20 protein-coding genes are annotated in these 23041 nt (G+C 57.4%); 9 read left to right on the top strand and 11 right to left on the bottom strand.

What is annotated here, in order from left to right:
- Positions 1-65: 65 nt before the first annotated feature.
- Positions 66-2141 carry a vWA domain-containing protein gene (locus K3G63_RS09560; RefSeq protein ID WP_259404323.1) on the bottom strand — a complete coding sequence of 692 codons (2076 nt, stop codon included), beginning with the start codon at positions 2139-2141 and terminating at the stop codon, positions 66-68.
- Between the two features lie 279 nt (positions 2142-2420).
- Here K3G63_RS09560 and K3G63_RS09555 point away from each other — a divergent pair, with 279 nt between their 5' ends.
- Positions 2421-3596 carry an energy transducer TonB gene (locus K3G63_RS09555; protein ID WP_220613804.1) on the top strand — a complete coding sequence of 392 codons (1176 nt, stop codon included), beginning with the start codon at positions 2421-2423 and terminating at the stop codon, positions 3594-3596.
- On the opposite strand, the gene K3G63_RS09550 is transcribed toward K3G63_RS09555, so the two are convergent.
- The 5 genes from K3G63_RS09550 to K3G63_RS09530 form a co-directional block, all read right to left on the bottom strand.
- Complete coding sequence (locus K3G63_RS09550; RefSeq protein WP_310794574.1) at positions 3577-4098, bottom strand: YiiX/YebB-like N1pC/P60 family cysteine hydrolase; 522 nt, start codon at positions 4096-4098, stop codon at positions 3577-3579. The genes K3G63_RS09555 and K3G63_RS09550 overlap by 20 nt on opposite strands.
- A 428-nt stretch (positions 4099-4526) precedes the next feature.
- Entirely contained in the window at positions 4527-5711 is a 1185-nt protein-coding gene (locus K3G63_RS09545; RefSeq protein WP_220613803.1) for an MFS transporter, read from the bottom strand.
- 147 nt (positions 5712-5858) lie between these two features.
- Entirely contained in the window at positions 5859-6632 is a 774-nt protein-coding gene (locus tag K3G63_RS09540; protein WP_220613802.1) for a DUF4262 domain-containing protein, read from the bottom strand.
- A gap of 5 nt (positions 6633-6637) precedes the next feature.
- Entirely contained in the window at positions 6638-7387 is a 750-nt protein-coding gene (gene fabG / locus K3G63_RS09535) for a 3-oxoacyl-[acyl-carrier-protein] reductase (protein WP_220613801.1), read from the bottom strand.
- 92 nt (positions 7388-7479) lie between these two features.
- Positions 7480-7881, bottom strand: a complete 402-nt coding sequence (locus tag K3G63_RS09530) for a hypothetical protein (protein WP_220613800.1) — start codon at positions 7879-7881, stop codon at positions 7480-7482.
- Between the two features lie 241 nt (positions 7882-8122).
- Here K3G63_RS09530 and K3G63_RS09525 point away from each other — a divergent pair, with 241 nt between their 5' ends.
- Positions 8123-9364 carry an NAD(P)/FAD-dependent oxidoreductase gene (locus K3G63_RS09525; RefSeq protein ID WP_220613799.1) on the top strand — a complete coding sequence of 414 codons (1242 nt, stop codon included), beginning with the start codon at positions 8123-8125 and terminating at the stop codon, positions 9362-9364.
- A gap of 133 nt (positions 9365-9497) precedes the next feature.
- Here the strand turns inward: K3G63_RS09525 and K3G63_RS09520 are convergent, their stop codons facing one another.
- A complete protein-coding gene (locus tag K3G63_RS09520; RefSeq protein WP_220613798.1) occupies positions 9498-10232 on the bottom strand; it encodes a tetratricopeptide repeat protein in 735 nt (244 codons plus the stop codon).
- A 235-nt stretch (positions 10233-10467) separates the two neighbouring features.
- Between K3G63_RS09520 and lpdA the strand changes: the two genes are divergently transcribed.
- Together lpdA and K3G63_RS09510 are read left to right on the top strand one after the other, a co-directional pair.
- Positions 10468-11862, top strand: coding sequence for a dihydrolipoyl dehydrogenase (gene lpdA, locus K3G63_RS09515; protein ID WP_220613797.1), 1395 nt, complete (start codon positions 10468-10470; stop codon positions 11860-11862).
- A gap of 97 nt (positions 11863-11959) precedes the next feature.
- A complete protein-coding gene (locus K3G63_RS09510) occupies positions 11960-12181 on the top strand; it encodes a hypothetical protein (RefSeq protein WP_220613796.1) in 222 nt (73 codons plus the stop codon).
- A gap of 90 nt (positions 12182-12271) precedes the next feature.
- Here the strand turns inward: K3G63_RS09510 and K3G63_RS09505 are convergent, their stop codons facing one another.
- From K3G63_RS09505 to argB, 4 genes are all read right to left on the bottom strand, one after another.
- Complete coding sequence (locus K3G63_RS09505) at positions 12272-12808, bottom strand: TetR/AcrR family transcriptional regulator (RefSeq protein ID WP_220613795.1); 537 nt, start codon at positions 12806-12808, stop codon at positions 12272-12274.
- Positions 12809-13425: 617 nt separating this feature from the next.
- Positions 13426-14730, bottom strand: coding sequence for an argininosuccinate lyase (gene argH, locus K3G63_RS09500; RefSeq protein ID WP_220613794.1), 1305 nt, complete (start codon positions 14728-14730; stop codon positions 13426-13428).
- Between the two features lie 114 nt (positions 14731-14844).
- Positions 14845-15915, bottom strand: a complete 1071-nt coding sequence (locus K3G63_RS09495; RefSeq protein WP_220613793.1) for a M20 family metallo-hydrolase — start codon at positions 15913-15915, stop codon at positions 14845-14847.
- Positions 15903-16685 (bottom strand): acetylglutamate kinase, encoded by a 783-nt coding sequence (argB, locus tag K3G63_RS09490; RefSeq protein ID WP_220613792.1) that lies wholly within the window; start codon positions 16683-16685, stop codon positions 15903-15905. Before argB ends, K3G63_RS09495 begins: the two co-directional genes overlap by 13 nt.
- 614 nt (positions 16686-17299) lie before the next feature.
- Here argB and K3G63_RS09485 point away from each other — a divergent pair.
- From K3G63_RS09485 to carA, 5 genes are all read left to right on the top strand, one after another.
- A complete protein-coding gene (locus K3G63_RS09485; protein ID WP_220613791.1) occupies positions 17300-17875 on the top strand; it encodes a GNAT family N-acetyltransferase in 576 nt (191 codons plus the stop codon).
- Positions 17876-17994: 119 nt separating this feature from the next.
- Positions 17995-19182 carry an argininosuccinate synthase gene (argG, locus tag K3G63_RS09480; RefSeq protein ID WP_220613790.1) on the top strand — a complete coding sequence of 396 codons (1188 nt, stop codon included), beginning with the start codon at positions 17995-17997 and terminating at the stop codon, positions 19180-19182.
- Complete coding sequence (argC, locus tag K3G63_RS09475; RefSeq protein ID WP_220613789.1) at positions 19172-20152, top strand: N-acetyl-gamma-glutamyl-phosphate reductase; 981 nt, start codon at positions 19172-19174, stop codon at positions 20150-20152. The genes argG and argC overlap by 11 nt, the downstream gene beginning before the upstream one ends.
- Before the next feature lie 113 nt (positions 20153-20265).
- Positions 20266-21405: an aspartate aminotransferase family protein gene (locus K3G63_RS09470; protein ID WP_220613788.1), complete on the top strand. Its 1140-nt coding sequence runs from the start codon at positions 20266-20268 to the stop codon at positions 21403-21405.
- Positions 21406-21937: 532 nt separating this feature from the next.
- Positions 21938-23023 (top strand): glutamine-hydrolyzing carbamoyl-phosphate synthase small subunit, encoded by a 1086-nt coding sequence (gene carA / locus K3G63_RS09465; RefSeq protein WP_220613787.1) that lies wholly within the window; start codon positions 21938-21940, stop codon positions 23021-23023.
- Positions 23024-23041 lie beyond the last annotated feature (18 nt).

Below are 23041 nucleotides of genomic sequence, written 5' to 3'. Positions count from 1 at the left end.
AAAGTTCTGAAGTATTTGTGCGAAGCAGCACAGCTTGCCAACGGCTGCTGTCCTTACACGCCCCGTTATATTCCTCCAGAATACTTCCGGGTGGCCCATTCCACTGTCAGCAAAGCCAGCAGCACAAAGAACAGCCACTTCAAATTGATGAGGTCTTTCAGATCTTCGTGCGCATAAATCACGGGCTTGTAGTTAGCCTTCTCAATGTCCTGAGCTAGTTGGGCAAACTGGGTAGGGTAGTAGAGCCGCTGCCCACTGCGACGGGCCAGCTGATGCAGCAGGTTGTGGTCGGCCCGCGACTGAATGGCTTCCAATTGCTGGTCTTGCACCAGCACCTCGCCCCGGTCCTGCTGAGGTTGGCCGCCTAAGGTAGCACGCGCCACGTAGCGGTATACGCCGGCCGGCAGTGGGCCCAGGTGCAGGGGCGCCCCATCGGAGGTAGTGGTGTAGGTGAAGGTGCGGTTTTTCTGCTGCTCGTTGGTGAGCGTAAGCGTGATTTGCTGGCCGTAGATGCGCTCAAAGATGGCATTGTAGGTTTCGGCCCCAAAGGTCACATCGTCGTGGGCGTTGAAGGCATCCTGGGTAGGGTACACGTCGAGGCGCTTCTTGTTGGCATTCTGGGTCAGGAGCTGCAAGGTGCGCAGCATGAGACGGTCGTAGGCTTCGGGCCGGTCGTCGTGTTCTACGGCTTCCTGCAGGCGCCATTGCCAGCTGCCATCGGTAAGCAGGGTGGCCTGGCGCTGGGCCGGCGTACCCCCGAATACCAGCAGCGGCTTCTGGGTTTTTACGCGGCCTACCTGCTGCCATAGCGCAGCTTCGGCACCCGCCCCCAAGCGTACATCCCCGAAGGGAACGGGGGCAGGCGGGTACGCCGAAAACCGGCGCAGCGCATCGTCTTCAAAGGAAAAGCGGGTGAACGTGGCATTGGGCACGGGCGTCACCTCATCGGTTTGGCTACCCCGGGGCGTTACGGTCAGGCCTGCGCCCAGCCCATTGTAGGCCCCGAAATTAGACTGCGCCCCCAGAATATACAGGGTCGGTACGCGGCGGGCTTTCACCTGGGTCAGCACCTCGGTGCCTACCCCGCTCTGGGCCGGCAACTGGTGCAGAATGGCCACGTCGAAATCCTGGGTTTTCAGCGGGTTGATGCCGGGTAGGTAGGTAGTGAGGTCGAAGTTGTCGTTTTGCAGAATGGCGGCGCGCAGGGCCTTCAGGTCGGGGTGGGGGGCGGCGCCGGCCAGCAGCACCCGCAGCTTGCCCTTCACAATGTCGAGGTAGGCAAACTTCTGGTTGTTGAGCCCCGTGAACTCGCCGGGCAGCTTCTCTACTACCACTTCGTAACGGCGCTTGCCAGGGGCCGGGGCCGTAACGAGGAAGGTGGTTTTCGTGCGCCGCTGGCCGGCGGGCAGGCTCACGCGCTTGGTTTGCAGCACCCGGCCATTCTCGCGCAGCAACACGGTAGCGGTGGTGCCAGCCGGGTAGCCATCGTAGCCGATTTCCGCTTCAATGGGGAACTGGTTGCCGCTGAATGCCACCCGGTTGTACGTCAGGGCCGGCAGGCTCACGTCTTTCTTGGGTACGGTATCCCCCACGCCAATGGCGTAAATCGGGAAGCGGTAATCGGTGTACTGGGGCGCGCGGCCTTGGTTTACTACCCCATCCGACACCAGCACCACGCCCGCCAAATTCCGTTCCTGGTATCCTTCGCCGATGCCCGTTAGCAGCCCGTCGAGGTCGGTGGCCGGGGCCTGAAACCGCAGCGAATCGGGCCGCGCCGCGCCGTTGCTGGAGGAAAGCGTGCGGGTTTCCACCTGAAAGCCCCGGCCGCGTAGGGTTTCGGTGAGCTGCGCCAGCCCCTGGGTGGCCTGGGTTAGCACGGTGGGCGGCGTGAACAGTCCTACCGACTGCGAGTTATCCACGGCCAGCACTACGGTAGGCGCTTCGGTAGTGGTAGTGGTGGTTTTGATGAAGGGGGAGAGGAGCAGGAAGCACAGAAAGCTCACCACTGCAAAGCGTACGAAGGCCAGCGCGTAGTTGATGGTCCGGCTCCAGGGGGCCTTGGCCGAGTAGAGCAGGGCCGCGTAGCCCGCGCCCACCAGCAGGCACAGCAGTATAAACCAGGGAGAAGCAGATAGTAGCAAAGGCAGAACGATATAGCAACCGCACTAAAGAACCCCGGTCGGCCCCGCATAGTTGCGTGGGGTAGGGCAGGGGCGGGTAGCGAAGGTAGGGAGTTGCGGGAGAGAAGCAGATATAGAAAAAACTGATAGCTTAGCTGCGTAAGTAGTTAGAACGCCATCAAGGGGCTTTATCTTCCAGTAGTGATGCATCATTATTTCTCCCAAGCACTAGTTGCTTTGGGACTAACCTGGGGCAGCCTTGCGGGCTATCTGACTCAAGGACAGTCTGCAAACGGGGTTTTGGAGGTAGCAAGCCAGCAACTGCCGGAGCCGGAACACGTGGCCGCCAGTGCAGCCTGCCAGCCCGCGCTTAGGCAGCAGCCCAGTACTGCCCGCAGCTACTACCAGGCAGCTCAAGCCGCCGCTCAGAAGCAGGAAACCAAAATAGCGCTTCAGCTGCTGGAGAAAGCCGTATCAATGGGTTTCTTTCGGGCACAGGAAATCCAGACCGATGCAGCTTTTGCTTCTCTCACCGGCCAACGCGACTGGAAAAAACTTCTACTCAGCGCGCAACGCAAGCAACAGCAGCACGAAGCAGGCTTCAATCAGCCGTTGGTAGCCCTGCTGGAGAAAATGCATTACCAGGATCAGCACTATCGGCAAGTGGCCGAAGAAGCCGACCGCAAATCTGGGCCAAACTCACCTGCTGCCCGGCTGGCCATGCAGCAGCAAGATGCATTGGATCTGCGCCTTATTCGTCAGGCCGACAGCTTGATTGCGCGCCATGGCTATCCGGGCAAAGCGATGGTAGGCGAGTATCAGAAAGAAGTAGTATTCTTTGTGATTCAGCATAACCCTGACGAAAAGTACCTGCCTTTGCTCACGGCCGCCGCTGACCGCGGAGACCTATCCTGGTCGGCACTCGCCTTGTTGATTGACCGGGTAAGGACTGAAAAAGGAGCAAAGCAAGTGTATGGTTCTCAGCACAGGGTTTCCCCCGAAGGCCGTAAGCAAGTATTTCCCATCGAGGATGAGCCCAACGTAAACCGGCGCCGGGCCGCTATTGGCATGATGCCCCTGGAGCAATATCTGCAACAGTATGGCATCATCTACCAGGTCCCTGGCCCCACGCACAACCCAAATCCGCCGGAGTTATATCTGTCGACGCAGGGTGCTGAAGAGCACAAGTCGCCGGTGGAGTTAATTGGCAGCTACGAAGAGCTAACCGCTCGAATCAACTATCCGGCTCAGGCTAGAAAAGATAAGGTATCAGGCAGCGTAGTTCTGCAGATGGTTATCAGCCCGAAAGGAATTCCGCAAAACGTACTGGTAGTAAAAGGTATTGGATCTGGATGTGATGAGGAAGCGCAGCGCGTAATGCGTACGGCCCGCTTTACCAACACCGCCGGGGAAGACCACGAAATTCGGATGAGCCTGCCATTCTCGTATGAAAAGGCTACGGGTTCAGGTAAGTAGTGCTACCTACCGTACCGTCACCAACTCCTTGCTTTCCAGCATCCGGACCGGCGAAATAACCTTCGTCCAGCGGAATGCGCTTGCCGTAGCGCTCCTGCAGCTTGGCCTGCACGGCGGGATGGTTCAGGTCGAACTCGCGGAGGGTCTGCAGCTTCCCGATTTCGCGGCCAGTGGCCTGGCGGTACATCTTCCAAAGCAGCTCCGAGCATGGAATCGATTCAGTGGACCAGCCGAAAGCCAACTCGTTATCTTTATTGCTGTGCTGCTCAATGATTGCTTGCAGCTGTTGGAGGGCAGCCGGAGTCAGAACGTTTTCCGCGTCGCGCAGGCGCTTTACTACAAACTGTTTGCTTTTACCTCGGTCTACCCACTCACTGCGGTTCACCCAAACGGCTAAGGATGTTTCGCTTACCAACTGGCCAGGTTCGTATACCCGCCACTCTCCGTTTCTCCGAAACAGGATGCCGCAGTGGCTGTATGGCGAACGGGTTGCTAGGTGAATAGCCCGGCTTTGCGCCGATTGGGAAGTGTGAAAGATAAGGTCGCCATTGCGGAGCTCTCCTTCAATTTCTCCTAGCTTCCTATTTAATTCGTCGAAACCCTCAATCCGCGCAATTACTGTGCGGTATTGTCAATAAGACAGAAGTGGGCGGAGCCCAGCAACTAGCAATACGGGCACTAGGAGGAGCAGTAGCAGAAACCTAAGCTTCATGTGGAGCGGAAAACGGGTTGCTGCTAAGGTAAGCGCGTTGCGGATTGATCGGGTTATAGACTGCGTGAATAGCTAAGTAAGCGGCTGTCATCCTGAGCGGAGTGAAGGGCCTCTGCCGGAGGGAATCTTACTACCCTTAGTATAGCAGTAGAGGTCCTTCGTTCCGCTCAGGATGACAGCCGGTTTTCTTGAAAGCGTATCTTTCTACCCCAGCATTCTTACCCAACCACTACTACCGGCTCCGGTGCGGCGGCCTGATTTCGCCGGCGGAAAACCAGTGCCACGCAGAACAGGATACCTCCCGTCACCAGCGCGGCGCCTACCCAGTCGGGGGAGGTGTAACCCAGGCCGGCCGCAATGGGCAACCCGCCCAGGTAAGCGCCCAGCGCGTTGCCCGTGTTAAAACCCGATTGGCTGAGCGAGGAAGCCAGCATTTCCGAGCCTTTAGCCGAGCGAATCATCAGCATCTGGATGGGCGCGGCCGTGGAAAAAGCCAGCGCCCCCGTGAGCATGGTCATCAGCACCGTCGGGAGTTGGTAGTGCGCAGCCACGGGTACTAGCAACAGAGAAGCCGTCATGGCTGCCAACAGGAAGGTGGTGGCCCGTAGCGGCGACATCCGGTCGGTGAGCCAGCCGCCCAGCAGATTGCCCAGGGCCATACCCACGCCGGCCAGTACCATCAGGAAGGCCACCGTGTTGGGGCCAAACCCACTTACTTCCGTGAACAACGGCACGATGTAGCTAAACCACGCGAAGAAGCCTCCGTTGCCCAGCACGGTTATCCCGATAATCAGCCAAGGCTCTAGCTTCGTGAAGGCGTGAAACTCCTGGCGCAGGTTGGTCTCCTTGGCCGCTAAATTGGGCATCAGGCGCAGCACGCTGACCACCGTCAGCAGGGCTACCACCACAATGAGCACAAACGGTATCCGCCAGCTGAAATGGTGGCCTAGGTAGGTACCAATGGGCACCCCAATGATGTTGGCAAACGTAAGACCCGCAAACATGATGGAAATGGCCTGGGCTTCCTTCCCCGGCTGAGCCAGCCGGCCTGCCACCACGGCGCCTACCCCAAAAAACGCCCCATGCGGCAGCCCGGAAACAAAGCGAGTCAGCAGCATCAGATGGTACGACGAGGCCAGCACCGACAGCCCGTTGCCCACGGCAAATAACACCATCAGCAAGGCCAGGATCTTGCGCGGTGGCAGCTTACCGGTGAGGGCCACCAGCAGCGGAGCACCCACCACTACCCCCAGGGCATAGGCCGAGATAAAGTGACCCGCATCCGGGATGCTGATGCGCATGGCGCGGGCAATATCCGGCAGAATGCCCATCATGACGAACTCCGTCATGCCAATGCCGAACCCGCCCAGCATGAGGGGTAGCAATACAACTTTCGATTTCATAGCAGGGGTAGGGGCAGTGCGGCGGGCGCAACAAAAAACGTGTCGGGCTGGCAGGCCCGCTTTGCAAGCCCGTACAACCCGACACGTACTGTTCTTGTTTAAAAAAGCTGCTCTAGGTCAGCAGAGTCTGCGCGAGAGTGTTCAGCTTCAATCCGCAGCTCCAGACTCATCGGTTTCCTTTTGCCACGTTTCCCAGTCCTCATCCGGGGTTTCTCGCCAAGCAGACCACCCGTACCTGAGTTGATACAAGCTGTTCACGCTTGGATCACGCTGTGTAATTTCTTCTAGCGCGACAATTTTCAGGTCAGCCACGTCAGAGGTAGTATCACAGAGAAACTGCCAGTCGCCATCAGTATCGTGGGAAACGCGCAGAATGGGTTGTCCTTCCAAGACCTGCCGTGTGGTGAAAACGCCAAGGTCCCGTTCCTCCCGAAACTTGAAAGTCTGGTTTCTATCTAGTAGAGGCTGAGCAAATTTCCAGTTGGGATTAAAATTATCCTGCCAAGGAAAGAGAGCTTGCTTATCAGGCCACACTATTTGGAGTGTAGGAAATTCCCAGCTTTCGTAAAACCAGCCAGCATATCCAAAGTAATCCGGATAGTACGCTTTATCTACAGTAAGCAGCCGAACGTCAAATCCTTCCAAAAAATCAGGGTGCCCAATGCTTTGGTCAAGTAGGGGCTGTTTATCCAGCAACTCTTTACCTGACCAAAGCATAGCATGTAGTAATTCTAGGCTCAGTCCAAAGCAAATCAACTCCGGATATCCGAACGTTTTGAACAGCCCGATGGTGTAGGCAAAGCTTGGAGAATATCCGTCGCCTTCAACTAGGGCAACGTGGAATCCATACTCTTCCACATCATGACGTATTCTTTGCTCAGCCGCTGCGTTGTGAGCGGCGTGTTGTTTGGACGTCGCCATGCTTCTTAAGTCAGCATGCCGCCATCAACTTGCAGCACCTGGCCCGTGATGTAGGCCGATTCTTCGGAGGCCAGGAAGGCGGTGGCTTTGGCCACGTCCTCGGGCGAGCCGCCGCGACGCAGCGGAATGGCTTTGCGCCACTCATCTACCTGCTTCTGGTCGAGGGCGTCGGTCATTTCCGTTTCAATGAAGCCGGGCGCAATGGCGTTGCAGCGGATATTGCGCGAGCCCAGCTCCAGGGCCACCGACTTGGTAAAGCCGATGATACCGGCCTTCGAAGCGGCGTAGTTGGCCTGGCCGGCGTTGCCCTTAATGCCTACTACCGAGGTCATGTTGATGATACTGCCGGTTTTGGCGCGCATCATGGGCTTGGTGGCGGCTTTGGTCAGGTTGAATACCGATTTCAGGTTCACGGCCAGCACCTGGTCCCACTGCTGCTCGCTCATGCGCATGAGCAGGCCATCCTGGGTGATGCCGGCGTTGTTGACCAGAATATCCAGCTTGCCAAACTCGGCAACTACCTCATCCACCAGCTTTTCCGCTTCGGCGTAGATGGAAGCGTCGGACCGAAAGCCCTTTACCTTGGTGCCGAAAGCGGCAAGCTCCTGCTCCAGCTGCTGGCCTTTCTCCACGCTGGAGAGGTAGGTGAAGGCCACCTGCGCGCCCTGCTGGGCGAAATACACCGCAATAGCGCGGCCAATTCCTTTGGAAGCACCCGTGATGAGGGCCACTTTTCCGTCAAGCTGTTTCGTCATGCCAGCGAAGGTAGCAACGAAAGCCTTACGCGCTACCCTCGGTTTACCCCGAACTCCGAAGCCGGGGCTCTGGTGGTGCCTCGCGGCAGGGGCTACATCAGCTGCAGCCAGTTGGTAGCCAACTCCTGGCTGTCGAAGGCCAGCACAATGGGCCGGGTAGTAGGCTGCTGCTGCATGGAAAGGTCGGCGGAAAGGCGGCTGTACACGTTAGGCGAATACACCCAGGCAAAGTACTCCAGCCCCGCCTCGGCCAGCAGCGGAAACCAGGTGGCCCCTACCCACTCCGAAGCATCGCTCCACATGCTGGTCACTTCGGTGTTGTCGTTCAGTACCTTGGTGCAGCGCTCAAAGCGCAGGTGGTCCAGCAGGCGCAGGCAACCCGTCTGCACCGATTCCAGGCTTTGGTCGCCGGTCCAGTTGGCATATAGCCACTCGTGCTGGTAATCGTAGGAAATGGTGAGGGTAGAATCCTGGTGTAAAACTCGAAGTGCCATCGGCAGGTAAGAGAGCGTAAAAAGGGAAGCAAAAGTACAAGAAGTCAGCTAGAAAAGGACTTCTGGCTCGTGCAAACGAACTTAAGAAACGGCCGCAAGATGATACGTCGGGGGCGTTCGGAATTTCGGGCCGCACTCGGGCGTGAAAATGGAAGCAGCGTGTAGAAGGCAACCGCTACGGTGCGTGAGCACTAGCAGGCATGGCTGCCCAACGGCGGCAGCTCGTATCTTCGCTGCCCCTATGCCCGACACCGATATCTGCATTCTGGGCGCTGGCCCGGGCGGGGCCACGGCGGCCCTGCATCTGGCCAAGGCCGGCCACCGCTGCCTGCTGCTCGACCGCGCCACTTTCCCCCGCGACAAAGTGTGCGGGGATGCCCTCAGCGGCAAGGTGCTCAGCGAGCTGCGCCGAATAGGAGAAGAGCTTCCTGCCCGCCTGGCGGCCGAGCCCATTCAACTGCCCAGCTGGGGAATTGATTTTTACGCGCCCAACGGCCGCCGGCTGGCCGTACCCTTCAAGCCGAAGTACAACCCTGCCACTGACCGCAGCGCCGGCCACATCAGCAAGCGTCTGCATTTCGACAACTTCCTGATCGAAGAAGTGCGGCAGCGGCCCGAAATAGACTTTCGGGAAAATACCGACGTAGCCCGTTACGAGCAACTGCCCGGCGGCCAGTGGCGCGTGCTCTCCGCCGATGGCTCGGAAATAACTACCACACGGTTGTTGCTGGTGGCTAATGGGGCTCAGTCGAGCTTTGCCCGGCAGGTAGGCGGCCACGAGCTGGAGCCCGCGCACCACTGCGCCGGCTTGCGGGCCTACTACCGGGGTGTAACCGGCCTGCACCCCGATAACTTCATTGAACTCCACTTTATCCGGGATTTTCTGCCGGGTTACCTCTGGGTGTTTCCGCTGCCCAATGGGGAGGCTAACGTAGGGGTAGGCATGCTCAGCGAAGCCGTATCGAAAAAGAAGGTGAAGCTGCGCGAGCGGCTAGATGAAATACTGCGCACCCACCCGGCCCTGAGGGAGCGGTTTGCCACTGCCGAGCGGCTGGGGCCAGTGCGTGGCTTCGGGCTGCCGCTGGGGTCAAAGCGCCGCTCACTATCCGGCAGCGGCTACCTGCTGCTCGGCGACGCGGGCTCCCTCATCGACCCGTTCTCGGGCGAAGGCATCAGCCACGCTATGGTATCAGGCCGCCACGCCGCCGACTGGGCCGGTCGGGCCCTAGCGGCCCAGAATTTTTCCGCCGACTTTCTGCGGGGCTACGACCAGGCCGTGTATAACCGCCTCTGGCAAGAGCTGCGCCTGAGCCGGGCCATGCAGCGCCTGTTGAGCTACCCCTGGCTGTTTAATTTCGTGGCTAACCGTGCCGCCAACAACCCCACCCTGGCCGAAACCATCAGCAACATGTTCCTGGACCTGGACCTGCGCGAGCGGCTGCGTCAACCCAGTTTCTATGTAAAGCTGCTGCTGGGGAAGTAGGATGGCGGTGAGTGAGTAAATGAGTGGATAAGTAAAGTGAACATTCACCGGGTCTTGGCAGGTAGCCCTAGTGAGGCTACCCAGCAGGCTCAACCGAACAACTACTTCACTCAATCACTCATTCACCGTTTCACTATTTACCGGCGTACCGGCGTAAGCTTTTTTCGGCTTCCGGGTTCAGCATGGTGGCTTTTTCCAGGTCAGCTTTAGCCTCGTTCGGTTTGTTAATGGAAGCGTAGCTGATGCCGCGGTACTCGTAGGCGTCGGCATAGTTGGGGTCGATGCCGATGGCTTTGGTAAAATCCGGAATAGCACCCTTGAAGTTGAAGAGCTGCATTTTGGCGGCACCCCGCCCGAAGTAGGCCTCCTTGTCCTGGGGGTTATACTTCACGGCTTTGCCGAAGTCGGAAATAGCAGCGTTGTACTCTTTGAGCTTAAGACGGTTAAGCCCTCGGTTGTAGTAGGCTTCTGCATTGGTAGGCTTGAGCCGCAGGGCCGCGTTGTAGTCGGTTACGGCCTCGCGGTAATCTTTGAGGTGGCTCTTGGCCTTGGCGCGGACCAGGAGAGCATCGAAATCCCGGGGCTTGGCTTTGAGGGCGGCATCAGCGGTGCGGATTTCGGCCCGGTAGTCGGCATTGGTTTTACGAGCGGCCGGCTCTACAGGCAGCACCGGGGTAGGGGCCGTGGAAGCTGTAGCCGTGCCATCCGTGGCTCGGGCGGCCGTATCAGCCGAGCGGGCAATGGCCATTTCGCGGGCCGCATTGCGGGAAGCCGAAGTCGGGCGCTCCACCTCCGTGGTGCTGCGGGCGCAGTCGGTTAAGGAAAGTAAAGCCAGGCTGGCGAAAAGCGAAAGTATGGGTGCTTTCATGGGAAGTCCGGAGAAGAAAAAGCGGTGGGAATGACCCCAAAATCAGGTAACGGCTCTTGTACGGGCTACCTGAAGCAAAGGCTGGAGCCCGCGCCAAAATTTTGTCGGGAAGCGGTAAGCTCGGGCGTAGCGGGGAAGCGTGGCGGAGTAGCGCAGCCTGCCTATCTTTGCCGGGCCACCTGCCCGCCCGAAGCGGCGGATGGCCCTTCTTTCCAAACCTTCAACCGAACACAACATGGCATTGCAATACGACCTGGTCGTTATCGGCAGCGGCCCCGGCGGCTACGTCGCGGCTATCCGGGCTTCGCAGCTGGGCTTGAAAGTAGGCGTGGTGGAGCGCGAGTCGCTCGGCGGCATCTGCCTCAACTGGGGCTGTATCCCCACCAAAGCCCTGCTCAAGAGCGCTCAGGTATTTGAGTACCTCAACCACGCCGGCGACTACGGTCTGAAGGCCGAAGGAGTAGGCTACGATTTCGGCGCCGTTATTCAGCGCAGCCGGGGCGTGGCCGATGGCATGAGCAAGGGCATCAACTTCCTGTTCAAGAAAAACAAAATCGACGTGGTATCGGGCACGGGCAAGCTGCTGGCTCCCGGCAAGGTAGAAGTGACCAAAGCCGATGGCGGCAAGGAAACCGTAGAAGCCAAGCACATTATTCTGGCTACCGGTGCCCGTTCGCGCGAGCTGCCCGCTCTCCCCATCGACGGCAAGAAAATCATTGGTTACCGCCAGGCTATGGTGCTGCCGGCCTTGCCTAAGCGCTTGGTAGTGGTAGGCTCCGGGGCTATTGGGGTCGAGTTTGCGTATTTCTACCGCACCATGGGCTCCGAAGTGACGGTAGTAGAATACCTGCCCCGCATCGTGCCCGTGGAAGACGAAGAGGTGTCGCGCCAGATGGAGAAATCCTTCAAGAAAATCGGCATCAACGTCCTGACAAGCGCCGAAGTAACCAAAGTGGACACCAGCGGCGAAGGCTGCAACGTAACCATTAAAACGGCGAAAGGCGACCAGCAGATTGCCTGCGACGTGGTGCTGAGCGCCGCCGGGGTAGTCACCAACCTCGAAAACATCGGCCTCGAAGAACTAGGCATTAAAGTAGAGCGCGGCCGCGTACTCGTGGACGACTACTACCAGACCAACGTGCCCGGCATTTACGCCATCGGCGACATTATCCCGGGTCCGGCCCTGGCGCACGTGGCTTCCGCCGAAGGCATTATCTGCGTAGAGAAAATTGCGGGTCACCACCCCGAGCCGCTCAACTACCAGAACATTCCAGGCTGCACGTACGCCTCGCCGGAAATTGCCTCGGTAGGTCTCACCGAAGAAGAAGCCAAAAAGCAGGGCTATGATATTCTGGTAGGCAAATTCCCCTTCTCGGCCTCCGGTAAAGCCTCCGCTGGCGGCGTGAAAGATGGCTTCGTGAAGGTTATCTTCGACAAGAAGTATGGCGAGTGGCTGGGTGCCCACATGATTGGCTCCAACGTAACCGAAATGATTGCTGAAGTGGTAGTAGCCCGCAAGCTTGAAACCACGGGCCACGAAATCATCAAAGCCGTGCACCCGCACCCCACCATGTCGGAAGCCGTGATGGAAGCTGCCGCTGCCGCCTATGGTGAGGTAATCCACTTGTAATAAGTGCAGCCACCGGCATTACAAAAAAGCCCCAGCCGAGAGATTGGCTGGGGCTTTTTTGTAGGTTTACAAAGAGCACGTTATCCGCTGTTAGTCTATGCCTAAGCTCCCTTCCTTTACTGCCTTATTTCTGATCGGTACCCTTGGTTTTGCGCTCTACATGGGAGCTACGATCTGGTCGTTCGAGAACATCGGGCGCTTGCCTGGTTGGCTTAGCCAAGTCTTGGGTATTGCCCAGCTAGTAGGGCTAGGGATGGTAGTAGTAGCGCCTTTTCTGATGCTGCTTAAGTTTTTCCGTCGGCTAGACCAGAAATCCTAACGAGCACTCACTAGCAGCAAACAGAAACGCCTCGGCCCGCAAATGCATCCGAGGCGTTCTTGTTTCCCTTATAAGTCAATACCTTGGCTACTACTGAGCCTGGTATTTGCCTTTGATAAAATCCAGCATGCCGCTGCTGTGCGCGTCATCGTCGGTTTTCGTGGCTTCCTGTTTCCAAAGGGCTTCCACTAGCAGCAGCAGTAGCTCTGTTTCCTTGTCCGGATCGGTGTAGCCAAGTTTCTGAAATGCCTGCCGGAGCAAACCGGGCACAGGTTTCATAAACCGCTCGTGCTGCTGCCGCGCCATTTCGGAGTCAGCTAGGCGGTATTGTAACTTCCAGAAGTGAGGCTCGGCCTGCACCAACTTAAAGGGCAGTTCAATTACACTATGAATAAAAGCCAGCGGGTCGGGTTCAGCCAAGCCTCCGCGGTTGTCTTCAATAATGCGCTTATACCCATTGCGGATAACAAATTCAAGCAACTGGTCTTTTGAGCCAAAATGCTTGAAAATGAGAGCTTCTGAAACACCTGCTGCCTTCGCAATAAGCTGGGTAGAAGTGTTTTCAAAGCCTTTGTCCCCAAATAGCTGCAATGCTACCTCTGCAATGTGCTGTTTGCGGTTAGTCATACGATTCGTTCGATTTTTACGGCCCACGCCGTGCCAGAGCTTCCTGCCTTAACCAATGGAAACGCTGCAAGTTCGGGCTCTAAACGCTAAAACGCGCTATTTTTTTACAACCTGTCCGGATTTCCTAGGCCGGCAGGCTGTCTCTTAAAAACGGTTAAAAACAGAAGCCGGCCGATTTGGGGCTACCAAATCGGCCGGCTACGTGGGTTTCGATGACCAGCGGGCAGTGGCGCCGGGGGTACTACTGCGCGGTTCTCGAAGATAACCGGATGGGGTGGGAGACATCCGGGTAAACGGGGCGTGGGAATTATTGTACCGGTGGCTAGTGGGATTCGCTACCGGGTTAGTGATACAATATTAAGAAGGATTTTTGAATTCAGTAAGTAGTAGCTCACTTTTCGGTGTAAGTAATCACTCACCAAGTAAAATTACCTGTGTAACTAGTTGATTTATAAGTAATAGCAAAATTGTTCAAAATTTTGGCATTCGTAAATTTTAACGGAATCGATTGCGGAAAATGGCCGGATGATCCTTTGTCGGTGAAAATTGTTTTAGCGCCACCTATAACCTGTGAGCTAAATGCGGGTGTTGTAGCGGCAGCAAGTTGAGTAAAGAGCTTAGCCTTGCAACAGGCTGGTTCGGCTGCGGAAGCGCGCTACTTTTGCCCTGATTTCTTCTAGCCCTAGGTTATGTACGCTGCCTAAGTGTGTGGTTTGAAACTCTTTATGAGGCACGTAACTGCCGTCCTCCACTGCTAGCCCTACCTGTTTATAAGCCGTACGGAAGGGCGTACCAGCTTGGATAAGCTGGTTGATGTTTTCCACCGTGAACACCGCATCATACTTCACCTGGTTCAGCAGATCAGGTTTGATGCGCAGTTGGGGTAGGGCAAACAACACGATATCGAGGATGTCCAGAAACTGCGTCATTGGCTCAAAGAGGATTTCCTTGAGAATCTGGAAGTCGCGATGGTAACCGCTAGGAAGGTTACTAGTAGCCAGTGTAAGCGTATTTGGTAGCGCCTGCAATGCATTGCAGCGGGCCCGGATTAACTCAAACACATCAGGATTTTTCTTATGGGGCATGATGCTGGAGCCCGTGGTAAAGGCCGCTGGCAGCTCCACGAACGCTAGGTCCTGGGAGTTATAAAGCACCAGGTCGTAGGCCATTTTGGCGAGGGTGGCGGCCATGCCGGCTAGGGCGAAGGCCACGGTTTTTTCCGTTTTGCCGCGCAGCATCTGGGCGCCCACGCTGCTCACGGCCAGGTTGCCGAAGCCCATTTCCCGCGTAGTCTGGAGCCGGTCGATGGGGAAGGACGAGCCGAAGCCGGCGCCGGAGCCCAACGGGTTCTGATCGGCTACGGTGTGGGCGGCTTCAAACAACGCTAAATCCAGGAGCAGGTGCTCGGCATAGGCCGAAAACCAGAGGCCAAAGGAGCTGGGCATAGCCGCCTGGAAGTGCGTGTAGCCTGGCATCAGGTCGTCGCGGTGCTGCTCGGCTTTCTGCAGCAGCACATCTACTAGTTCCAGAGTCCGACTGGTGGCCCGCTCGGTGTAGTCTTTCAAAAAGAGCTGAATGGCCGTCAGCACTTGGTCGTTGCGGGAGCGGGCAGTGTGGATCTTCTTGCCCGCGTCGCCGAACTTTTCGGTGAGGTAGTACTCGATTTTTGAGTGTACATCCTCGAACTCTTCCTCAATGGTGAAAGTGCCGGCGTCTAGCTGGGCCGCCAGCTCCGCGAGGCCTTGCTGCAGCTGCTGGTTTTCCTGCTCGGAAATGAGGCCGACCTGGGCAAGCATGTTGGCTTGCGCCCCGGACGCCTGCACGTCGAAGCGCGCCAGGTACATATCCAGCTCCCGGTCGCGGCCTACGGTAAACTGTTCAATCTTTTTATCGACGGCAATGCCTTTATCCCAGATTTTCATTGGCAGTAGAAAAGTGTGGCACGAAGCTCCGGCTTCGCGCCTCGTTATGCAGGTTGAGCAGCCTGGCTGATGTGTGTAATCATACGCGAAACTGGAGTTTCGCGCTACTCCGTCCTATAGCTCCAACCCGTCAAGTAACTCAACGTAGCCCCGTATGCCCGCCCGAATTTCACTGAGCAGAATATACTCGTCGGGGGTGTGGGAGCGGGCCGAGTCGCCAGGGCCGATTTTGACGGTGGTAAACGGCATCATGCTTTGGTCGGAAAGGGTAGCGGAGCCGAAGGTGCGGCGGCCCAGCGCTACTCCACGCCGCACCAATGGATGGTCGAGGGCAATGCGGGAAGAATTCAGGTGGGTAGAGCGAGGCGTCACGTCAGAGGTAATGTGCTGGCGCACCAGCTCTACTACCTCCTGGTTGGTGTATAGCTCGTTGGTGCGCACATCCACCACGAACGTGCAACGGTCGGGCACTACGTTGTGCTGAGAACCGGCCTGAATCTGCGTCACGGTCATCTTCACGGGGCCCAACAGGTCGGATACGTGCGGGAAACGGTACTGCTCGACCCACCGAATATCGGTTACGGCTTTGTAAAGCGCGTTTTCGCCTTCTTCGCGGGCCGCGTGCCCGGTGCGGCCGTGAGCCACGCAGTCGAGCACCACCAGGCCTTTCTCGGCCACGGCCAGGTCCATCTGCGTTGGCTCGCCCACAATGCCCAGCTCGATGTGGCCCAGCTCCGGCAGCACGCTTCGGATACCTCCTGCCCCCGAAACCTCTTCCTCGGCCGTGATGGCGCAAATTAGGTTATAGGACAGGTTTTTCTGTTTATAAAAGTACAGAAAGGCAGCCAGCAAGCTCACGGCCGACGCGCCTGCGTCATTGCTTCCCAACCCTGTCAGCCGGTCGCCTTCCAGGGCGGCTCCAAACGGGTCGTAGGTCCAGGTGGTGCCGGGCTTAACAGTGTCGTGGTGGGAGTTAAGCAGGATGGTAGGCTTGCCGGGCTGCCAGTACTCGGATACGGCCCACACGTTGTTGCCCTGGCGCTGGGGCTCGGCGCCGTGCTGCGTCAGAAAGGCCGCTAGCAGGTCGGCCGTTTTATCTTCTTCCCGCGAGAAGGAAGGAATACGGAGGAGCTGCTGAAGCAAGCTAATGGCCTCGTCGGTCAGCTGGTCGATTAGCTCCGGCATAGGATGGTTTTTACCGGCTCGTTGATCTTCAGGGCGTTTTCGATGACCACTCGCGCTACCCCTGCTTCCAAGGCTGCAAAGGCGTTATCGAGCTTGGGCACCATACCGGCCGCAATAACGCCCTCGGTCTTGAGCTGCTGATACTGGTCGGCGGTAATCTGCGGAATCACGGAGGCTTCGTCACGGATGTCACGTAGTACGCCGTCTTTCTCAAAGCAAAAGTGCAGCTCTACCTCGTACTGGTCAGCCAGGGCCCGGGCCAGGGTGGAGGCAATGGTATCGGCATTGGTATTGAGCAGCTGGCCCTGGCCGTCGTGGGTGATGGCGCAGAACACCGGCGTGATGCCAGCGTGCAGCAAGAGGCCAAGCAGCTGCGTATTGATACTATCTTCGGGCAGGTCGCCCACAAAGCCGTAGTCAATATCCTTTACCGGCCGCTTCACCGCCCGAATAGCATTGCCGTCGGCCCCGGAGAGGCCCAGGGCATTGACGCCGGCAGCTTGCAGCAGCGAAACGACCTGCTTGTTGGTTTTGCCGGCGTAAAACATAGTTACAATGTCGAGGGTAGGGGCATCGGTAATGCGCCGGCCTTGCACCATCTGCGGCTCAATCCCCAATTCTGTCAGCATCTGGCTGGCACCTTTCCCACCGCCGTGTACCAGCAAAACCGGACCCGATACCTGGGCCAATTCGGTCAGGAACCGGCTCAGCTGGGCGGTATCATCGATAATGCCGCCGCCAATCTTAAAAATTTTCAGGCCTGTGCGCATAAGGTAGTAGAGGTGAAAAATGCCCGTAGCAGGCCAACAGCTGCAAAAATGATGGAAGAGCCAACCAAACTGCGTACGGGAACCCGCTGGCGCAGGGAACTTTTTTTGCGGTCGGCCCGGCAAAGTTTCCAAAAAAAAACATCTAGTTTTGCAACGATTTAGCGGTATAGATCATTTAAACCGCAGAAAACACCCCCATGCCGCCCCGCGGCTGCCGTCAATGACTCTTCTCTCTTCAATTGCGCTTTTGCGACGACCTACCTTGGTTGTGCGAACAATGCCAGCTTAAGCTGGCGTGCAATACAATCGCCGGGAGTTTTTAGCAGTATAAAAACCGGCGAGGGGATAAACCGAAAAGGGCCCCACTGAAGAAAGTTTTACGAGTAACGCATTGACACGAGTGTAGGCCGTAGTGCACCCCGCCCATAGCTGACCCCCCTGGCCCGCCATAGCGGCCGAAACAGCTACCTTCTTTCCTTTCCGGGTTTCTTTTCAGGCGCTGGCCTTAGTCCGGTTGCGGCGTAGCCCTACCCACTCGCTACGCTTCCAGCTTCCTTCTTATCGTCTTTCCGAGTCTGTTGTCGTATACCAAGGCAACCAACCGAGCTTTGACCATGATTTTACGCGTAGCCAATGCTGCCGACGCGCAGTATGTGGAAACCCTCTGTCAATGGTACGCCGAATCCGCCAAAGCGCGGGGCGTCGGTATTGCCAAGCGCGACCCTAACTATCTGATAAAGAAGATGGAGAAGGGCGACGCCATTATTGCTTTCATTGATGAGCAGCTAGCTGGCTTCTGCTACATCGAAACCTTCGAAGACAACAAGTTCGTGGTCAACTCGGGCCTGATTGTGAACACGGAGCTGCGCAAGGAAGGTCTGGGCCGTGCCATCAAACACCGCGTGTTTGAGTTGTCGCGCACGAAATATCCGGCGGCCAAGATCTTCGGTATTACTACCTCGGCGGCCGTGATGAAGATCAATAATGAGCTGGGCTACCGCCCGGTTACCTTCCCTGAGCTAACCCAGAGCGACGATTTCTGGAAAGGCTGCTCGAGCTGCAAAAACTACGGCATCCTGATGGAAAATGAGCGCAAAATGTGCCTGTGCACCGGTATGGTCTACGACAAGCTCGACGACCAGTACAGCCAGCGCGTGCAAGAGACGATTGAAATCTTGAACCAGGGGTAGAGAGCTGAGAGCTTAGATGTCAGAGCTTAGCATGGTTCTGGCATCAAAACGCTGCTGTTTTCTGCTTCCAACCTCGATTCCAGAGCGCTACGCTCTAAGTTCTAACCTCTAAGTTCTAAATGAAAAAGGTAGTTTTAGCCTACAGCGGCGGCTTGGATACGTCCTACTGCGTTGTATATCTGACCCGCGAGCTGGGTCTGGAAGTTCACACCGTCATCGTCAACTCCGGCGGCTTTTCCGAGGAAGAGCTGGCTGCCATCGAGAAGCGAGCCTACGAGCTGGGCTCCTCGAAACACGAGGTAATCGACGTGACGCAGCGTTTCTACCAGGACTGCCTGCGCTACCTCATTTTTGGCAACATCCTCAAGAACGACACCTACCCGCTGAGCGTCAGCGCGGAGCGCATGTTCCAGTCGTTGGCCCTGGCCGAGTACGCCCGGGAGCACAAGGCCGACTACATTGCCCACGGCAGCACCGGCGCCGGCAACGACCAGGTACGTTTCGACGTGGCTTTCTCGGTTATTGCGCCCAACACGGAAATCATCACGCCCATCCGCGACCTGAAACTATCGCGCCAAGCCGAGATTGACTTCCTGAACCAGCACGGCTTCGAGATGAGCTGGGAAAAAGCCAAGTACTCTATTAATAAGGGTATTTGGGGCACCAGCGTAGGCGGCGTAGAAACCCTGACTTCCCACCAGGCCCTGCCGGAATCGGCCTACCCAACCCAACTCACGGCCACCGAACCGACTACCGTTGAAATCACTTTCGCGAAAGGTGAGCCGGTGGCCTTGAATGGCAAGTCGATGAACCCAGTAGAGCTAATTCAGGCCCTGAACGAGCTGGCTGGCACCTATGCCATTGGCCGCGACACCCATGTGGGCGACACGATTCTGGGTATCAAAGGCCGCGTAGGTTTCGAGGCTCCGGCTCCGCTAATCCTGCTGAAAGCTCACCACTTGCTCGAAAAGCACACTTCCAGCCGCTGGCAGTTGCTGCACAAAGACTACATCGCCAACTGGTACGGCACACTGCTGCACGAGGCCCAGTACCTCGACCCGGTAATGCGCGACATGGAGGCCTTCCTCACCTCGTCGCAGGAGCGGGTGTCGGGCAAGGTGTTCGTGACCCTGAAGCCCTACCAGTTCGAGCTGCAGGGCATCGAGTCGAAGTACGACATGATGCGCTCCAAAGTGGCGACCTACGGCGAGGAAAATGACGCCTGGGACGGCCGCGATGCCAAAGGCTTCATCAAAATCTTCAGCAACCAGTTGCGCATTCACTCCTCGTTCAACGATGAAAATTAAGGTTGGCATCGTAGGTGGTGCTGGCTACACGGCCGGCGAGCTAATTCGCATTCTGCTGCACCACGAGTACGCGGAGCTGGGCGCCATCGTCAGTTCATCCAACGCCGGTAACCCCATCTATCAGGTTCATGATGACCTGGTGGGTGAGACTGACCTGGTGTTTACCTCCGAGTTGGCGGGTGATGAAGATGTAGTGTTCCTGTGCCTAGGCCACGGCAATTCCAAGGCGTGGTTACAGAAGCACGAGCTACCCGAAACCACCCACATCATCGACCTGAGCAACGACTTCCGCCTGGAGGTTGACGCCGAGTTTGGGGGTAGGGAGTTTGTGTACGGGTTGCCGGAGCTAAACAAAAGCCGCATCCAGCAGGCCCAGAGCATTGCTAACCCCGGCTGCTTCGCCACGGCTATCCAGCTGGCCTTACTACCCCTGGCCCAGGCCGGAAAGCTCACGGACGATGTGCACGTATCGGCCATTACGGGCAGCACGGGCGCGGGGCAGAGCTTGTCGGAGACGGTGCACTTCTCGTGGCGCACGAATAACGTATCCATCTACAAGCCCTTCACTCACCAGCACCTCGGCGAAATCGGGGAGAGCCTGGCGCAGCTGCAGCCACAGCTGGAACTGGACATCAACTTCATTCCGTACCGCGGCAACTTCTCGCGGGGCATCTTCGCCAGCGTCTATACGCCGTCGGACCTGACCCAGGAAGAAGCGCGGGCGCTGTACCAGAAGTTCTACGCCGATGCGCCGTTCACCACGGTGTCGGACAAGGAAATTCATTTGAAGCAGGTAGTCAACACCAATAAGTGCCTGCTGCATGTGCAGAAATTCGGCAAGCAACTGCTCATCACCTCGGTTATCGACAACTTAGTGAAAGGCGCTTCGGGTCAAGCCGTGCAAAATATGAACCTGCTATTCGGCCTGCCGGAAACGACTGGCCTAGGATTGAAAGCGGGGCTGTTTTAACGCACAAGCCCCCAGGGTTAAAACCCTGGGCAACGTAGGGTCCAACAGGTTTCTTCACTTTGCATTTTCGCTGACTAGCCCAGGGTTTCAGCCCTGGGAATACCGCAAAAACCATGGAGCTTTTCAATGTATACCCGCTCGTCAACATCACGCCGGTAAAGGCGCTGGGGGCGAAGCTCTGGGACGATAAAGGCCAGGAATACCTGGATTTTTACGGCGGGCACGCCGTTATTTCTATCGGCCACAGCCACCCGCACTACGTGCAGCGCCTCACCGAGCAGCTGCAGAACATTGGCTTCTACTCCAACTCAGTGCAAATTCCGATTCAGCAGCAGTTAGCCCACAAGCTAGGTCGGGTATCGAGCTACGAGGACTACTCGCTGTTTCTGTGCAACTCCGGCGCCGAGGCCAACGAGAATGCCCTGAAACTGGCGTCCTTCCACACCGGCAAAAAGCGCGTGGTAGCCTTCAAAGGCGCCTTCCACGGCCGCACCTCCGGGGCAGTAGCTGCCACCGATAACCCCAAAATTGTGGCTCCCTTCAACGCCGACCACGCCATTTCCTTCGTGGAATACGACCTAGCGGCGGTAGAGCAGGTACTGCAAGGCGGCGACGGGTGCGCGGTCATTATTGAGCCCATCCAAGGGGTAGGCGGCATTATCATGCCATCTGATGAGTTCCTGACTGGCCTGGCGGCGCTGTGCAAGCAGTACGGGGCCCTGCTGATTGCTGATGAAGTGCAGAGCGGCTACGGCCGCAGCGGCAAGTTCTTCGCCCACCAGCACGCCGGCATCCGCCCCGATGTTATTTCAGTGGCGAAAGGCATGGGCAACGGCTTCCCCATCGGTGGCATCCTGATTGCCCCGGAGCTGAAAGCCTCCTATGGTTTGCTGGGTACCACCTTCGGGGGCAACCACCTGGCCTGCGCGGCAGCCCTGGCCGTGCTAGAGGTAATTGAGCAGGAAGATTTGCTGAACCACGCCGCTGAGCTAGGCCACTACCTACGCTCAGAGCTGGAAGCCAACGCCGGGGCCGAGGAAATCCGCGGCCGCGGCCTGATGGTGGGCATCAAGTACGACTTCCCCATCAAGGACGTGCGCGACAAGCTGCTCTCCGACTTCCACATCTTCGTGGGCAATGCTTCCGACCCCACGGTACTCCGCCTGCTACCCCCCCTCAACATCACCAAGGCCGAAGTTGACCGGTTCCTGCAGGCGTTGTACACACTTATTCCGGCTGAGGTAAAAAAGTAAACGACCTGTAACCTAACTTGCAGCCCCAATGAGTAGCACGATGAAGCTCCCGAGCCTGGCTCCCCTTCTGATTAGCTGCCCGCTGCCATTGGTGCCTATTACGCAGCAGCCGGCTGGTTCTTTCCATGAAAGAACGGCCTCCCACATTTCCTTCCAGCAGTCGTGCCCGCCAGACTTCCCGATGCCTGACATCTGGAATCGGTATTGCGCGGGGCAGATCGATTTACATTCTTTCGCTCCCGCTCGGCTTACATCCTGCTTCGGCTGGAACAGACCCCTGATTTTCGGTCCTGTTCCAGCCGAAAATGTATCGGGTCTGCTGCACAAACCGGCGAAGGCTACGCCGCGCATCCGCAAGACGTTCAACAGAGGCGCTGGATTACCGCATTGCCTTTCAATAGTCAGTTTCCGACCAGCATTGATCGGGCAGAGGGCTGCACCTGCCATTGCCTCTCAACTCAACAAGAGAAGCAGCGGGCCTGACTACCGCAGAAAATCAATAACAGAGTAAACCCTTTTTCGCAAAAACAGAGTGGAAAACGCTAAATCGGTAAAACTCGTCCTGGAAGACGGTACTGAAATTCAGGGCCAATCTTTCGGCGCCTTCACCTCCGCCGCGGGCGAGGTGGTGTTCAGCACGGCCATGACCGGCTACCCCGAAAACCTGACGGACCCGTCCTTCGCCGGCCAGATTCTGGTACTGACCTACCCCATGGTGGGCAACTACGGTGTGCCCGGCGAGGAACTGTACGAGTCGATTTCCAAGATTTTCGAGTCGGACAAGATTCACATTGCCGGCTTGGTGGTGAACTACTACTCCGAGGAGCACAGCCACTGGAACGCCGCCAAGAGCCTCGGCGATTGGCTGGCCGAGTACAACATCCCCGGCATCTTCGGCGTGGATACGCGCATGCTCACCAAAATTCTGCGGGAGAAGGGCGCCATGCTAGGCAAGATTGTGGCCGAGGAAGATATGGAGCTGCACGACCCCAACCAGGACAACCTGGTGGCTCAGGTGAGCCCCACCGAGGTAAAGCACTACGGCAACGGCCAGCATAAAATCGTGCTGGTAGACTGCGGCACCAAAACCAACATCATCCGCTGCTTCCTCAACCGCGACGTGGAACTCATCCGCGTGCCCTGGGACTACGACTTCACCAAGCTCGACTACGACGGCCTGTTCCTGAGCAACGGCCCCGGCGACCCAAAGATGTGTACGCCCACTATCCAACACCTCCAAACCGCACTAGGCCAGGACAAGCCCATCTTCGGCATCTGCCTGGGCTCTCAGCTCATGGGCCTAGCGGCGGGCGGCGACACGTTTAAGCTGAAGTACGGCCACCGCAGCCACAACCAGCCGGTGCTGCTTTCGGGTACCAAGCGCAGCTACATCACCAGCCAGAACCACGGCTTCGCAGTAGACACCGACACGCTACCTGCTGAGTGGGAAATGTTGTTCGAAAACCTGAACGACGGCACCTGCGAAGGCATCAAGCACAAGAGCAAGCCGTTCTTCTCCACCCAGTTTCACCCCGAAGCCGCCGGTGGCCCCGAGGACACGGAGTACCTGTTCGACGACTTCCTGAAAGCTGTAGCCGAGCATAAAGCCGCGAAGTAGACTGGCCTAGAATGCTGC

The organism is Hymenobacter sp. HSC-4F20, assembly GCF_019599275.1.
Classification (GTDB): Bacteria; Bacteroidota; Bacteroidia; order Cytophagales; family Hymenobacteraceae; genus Hymenobacter.
This window is presented reverse-complemented; position numbering and strand designations above follow the sequence as displayed.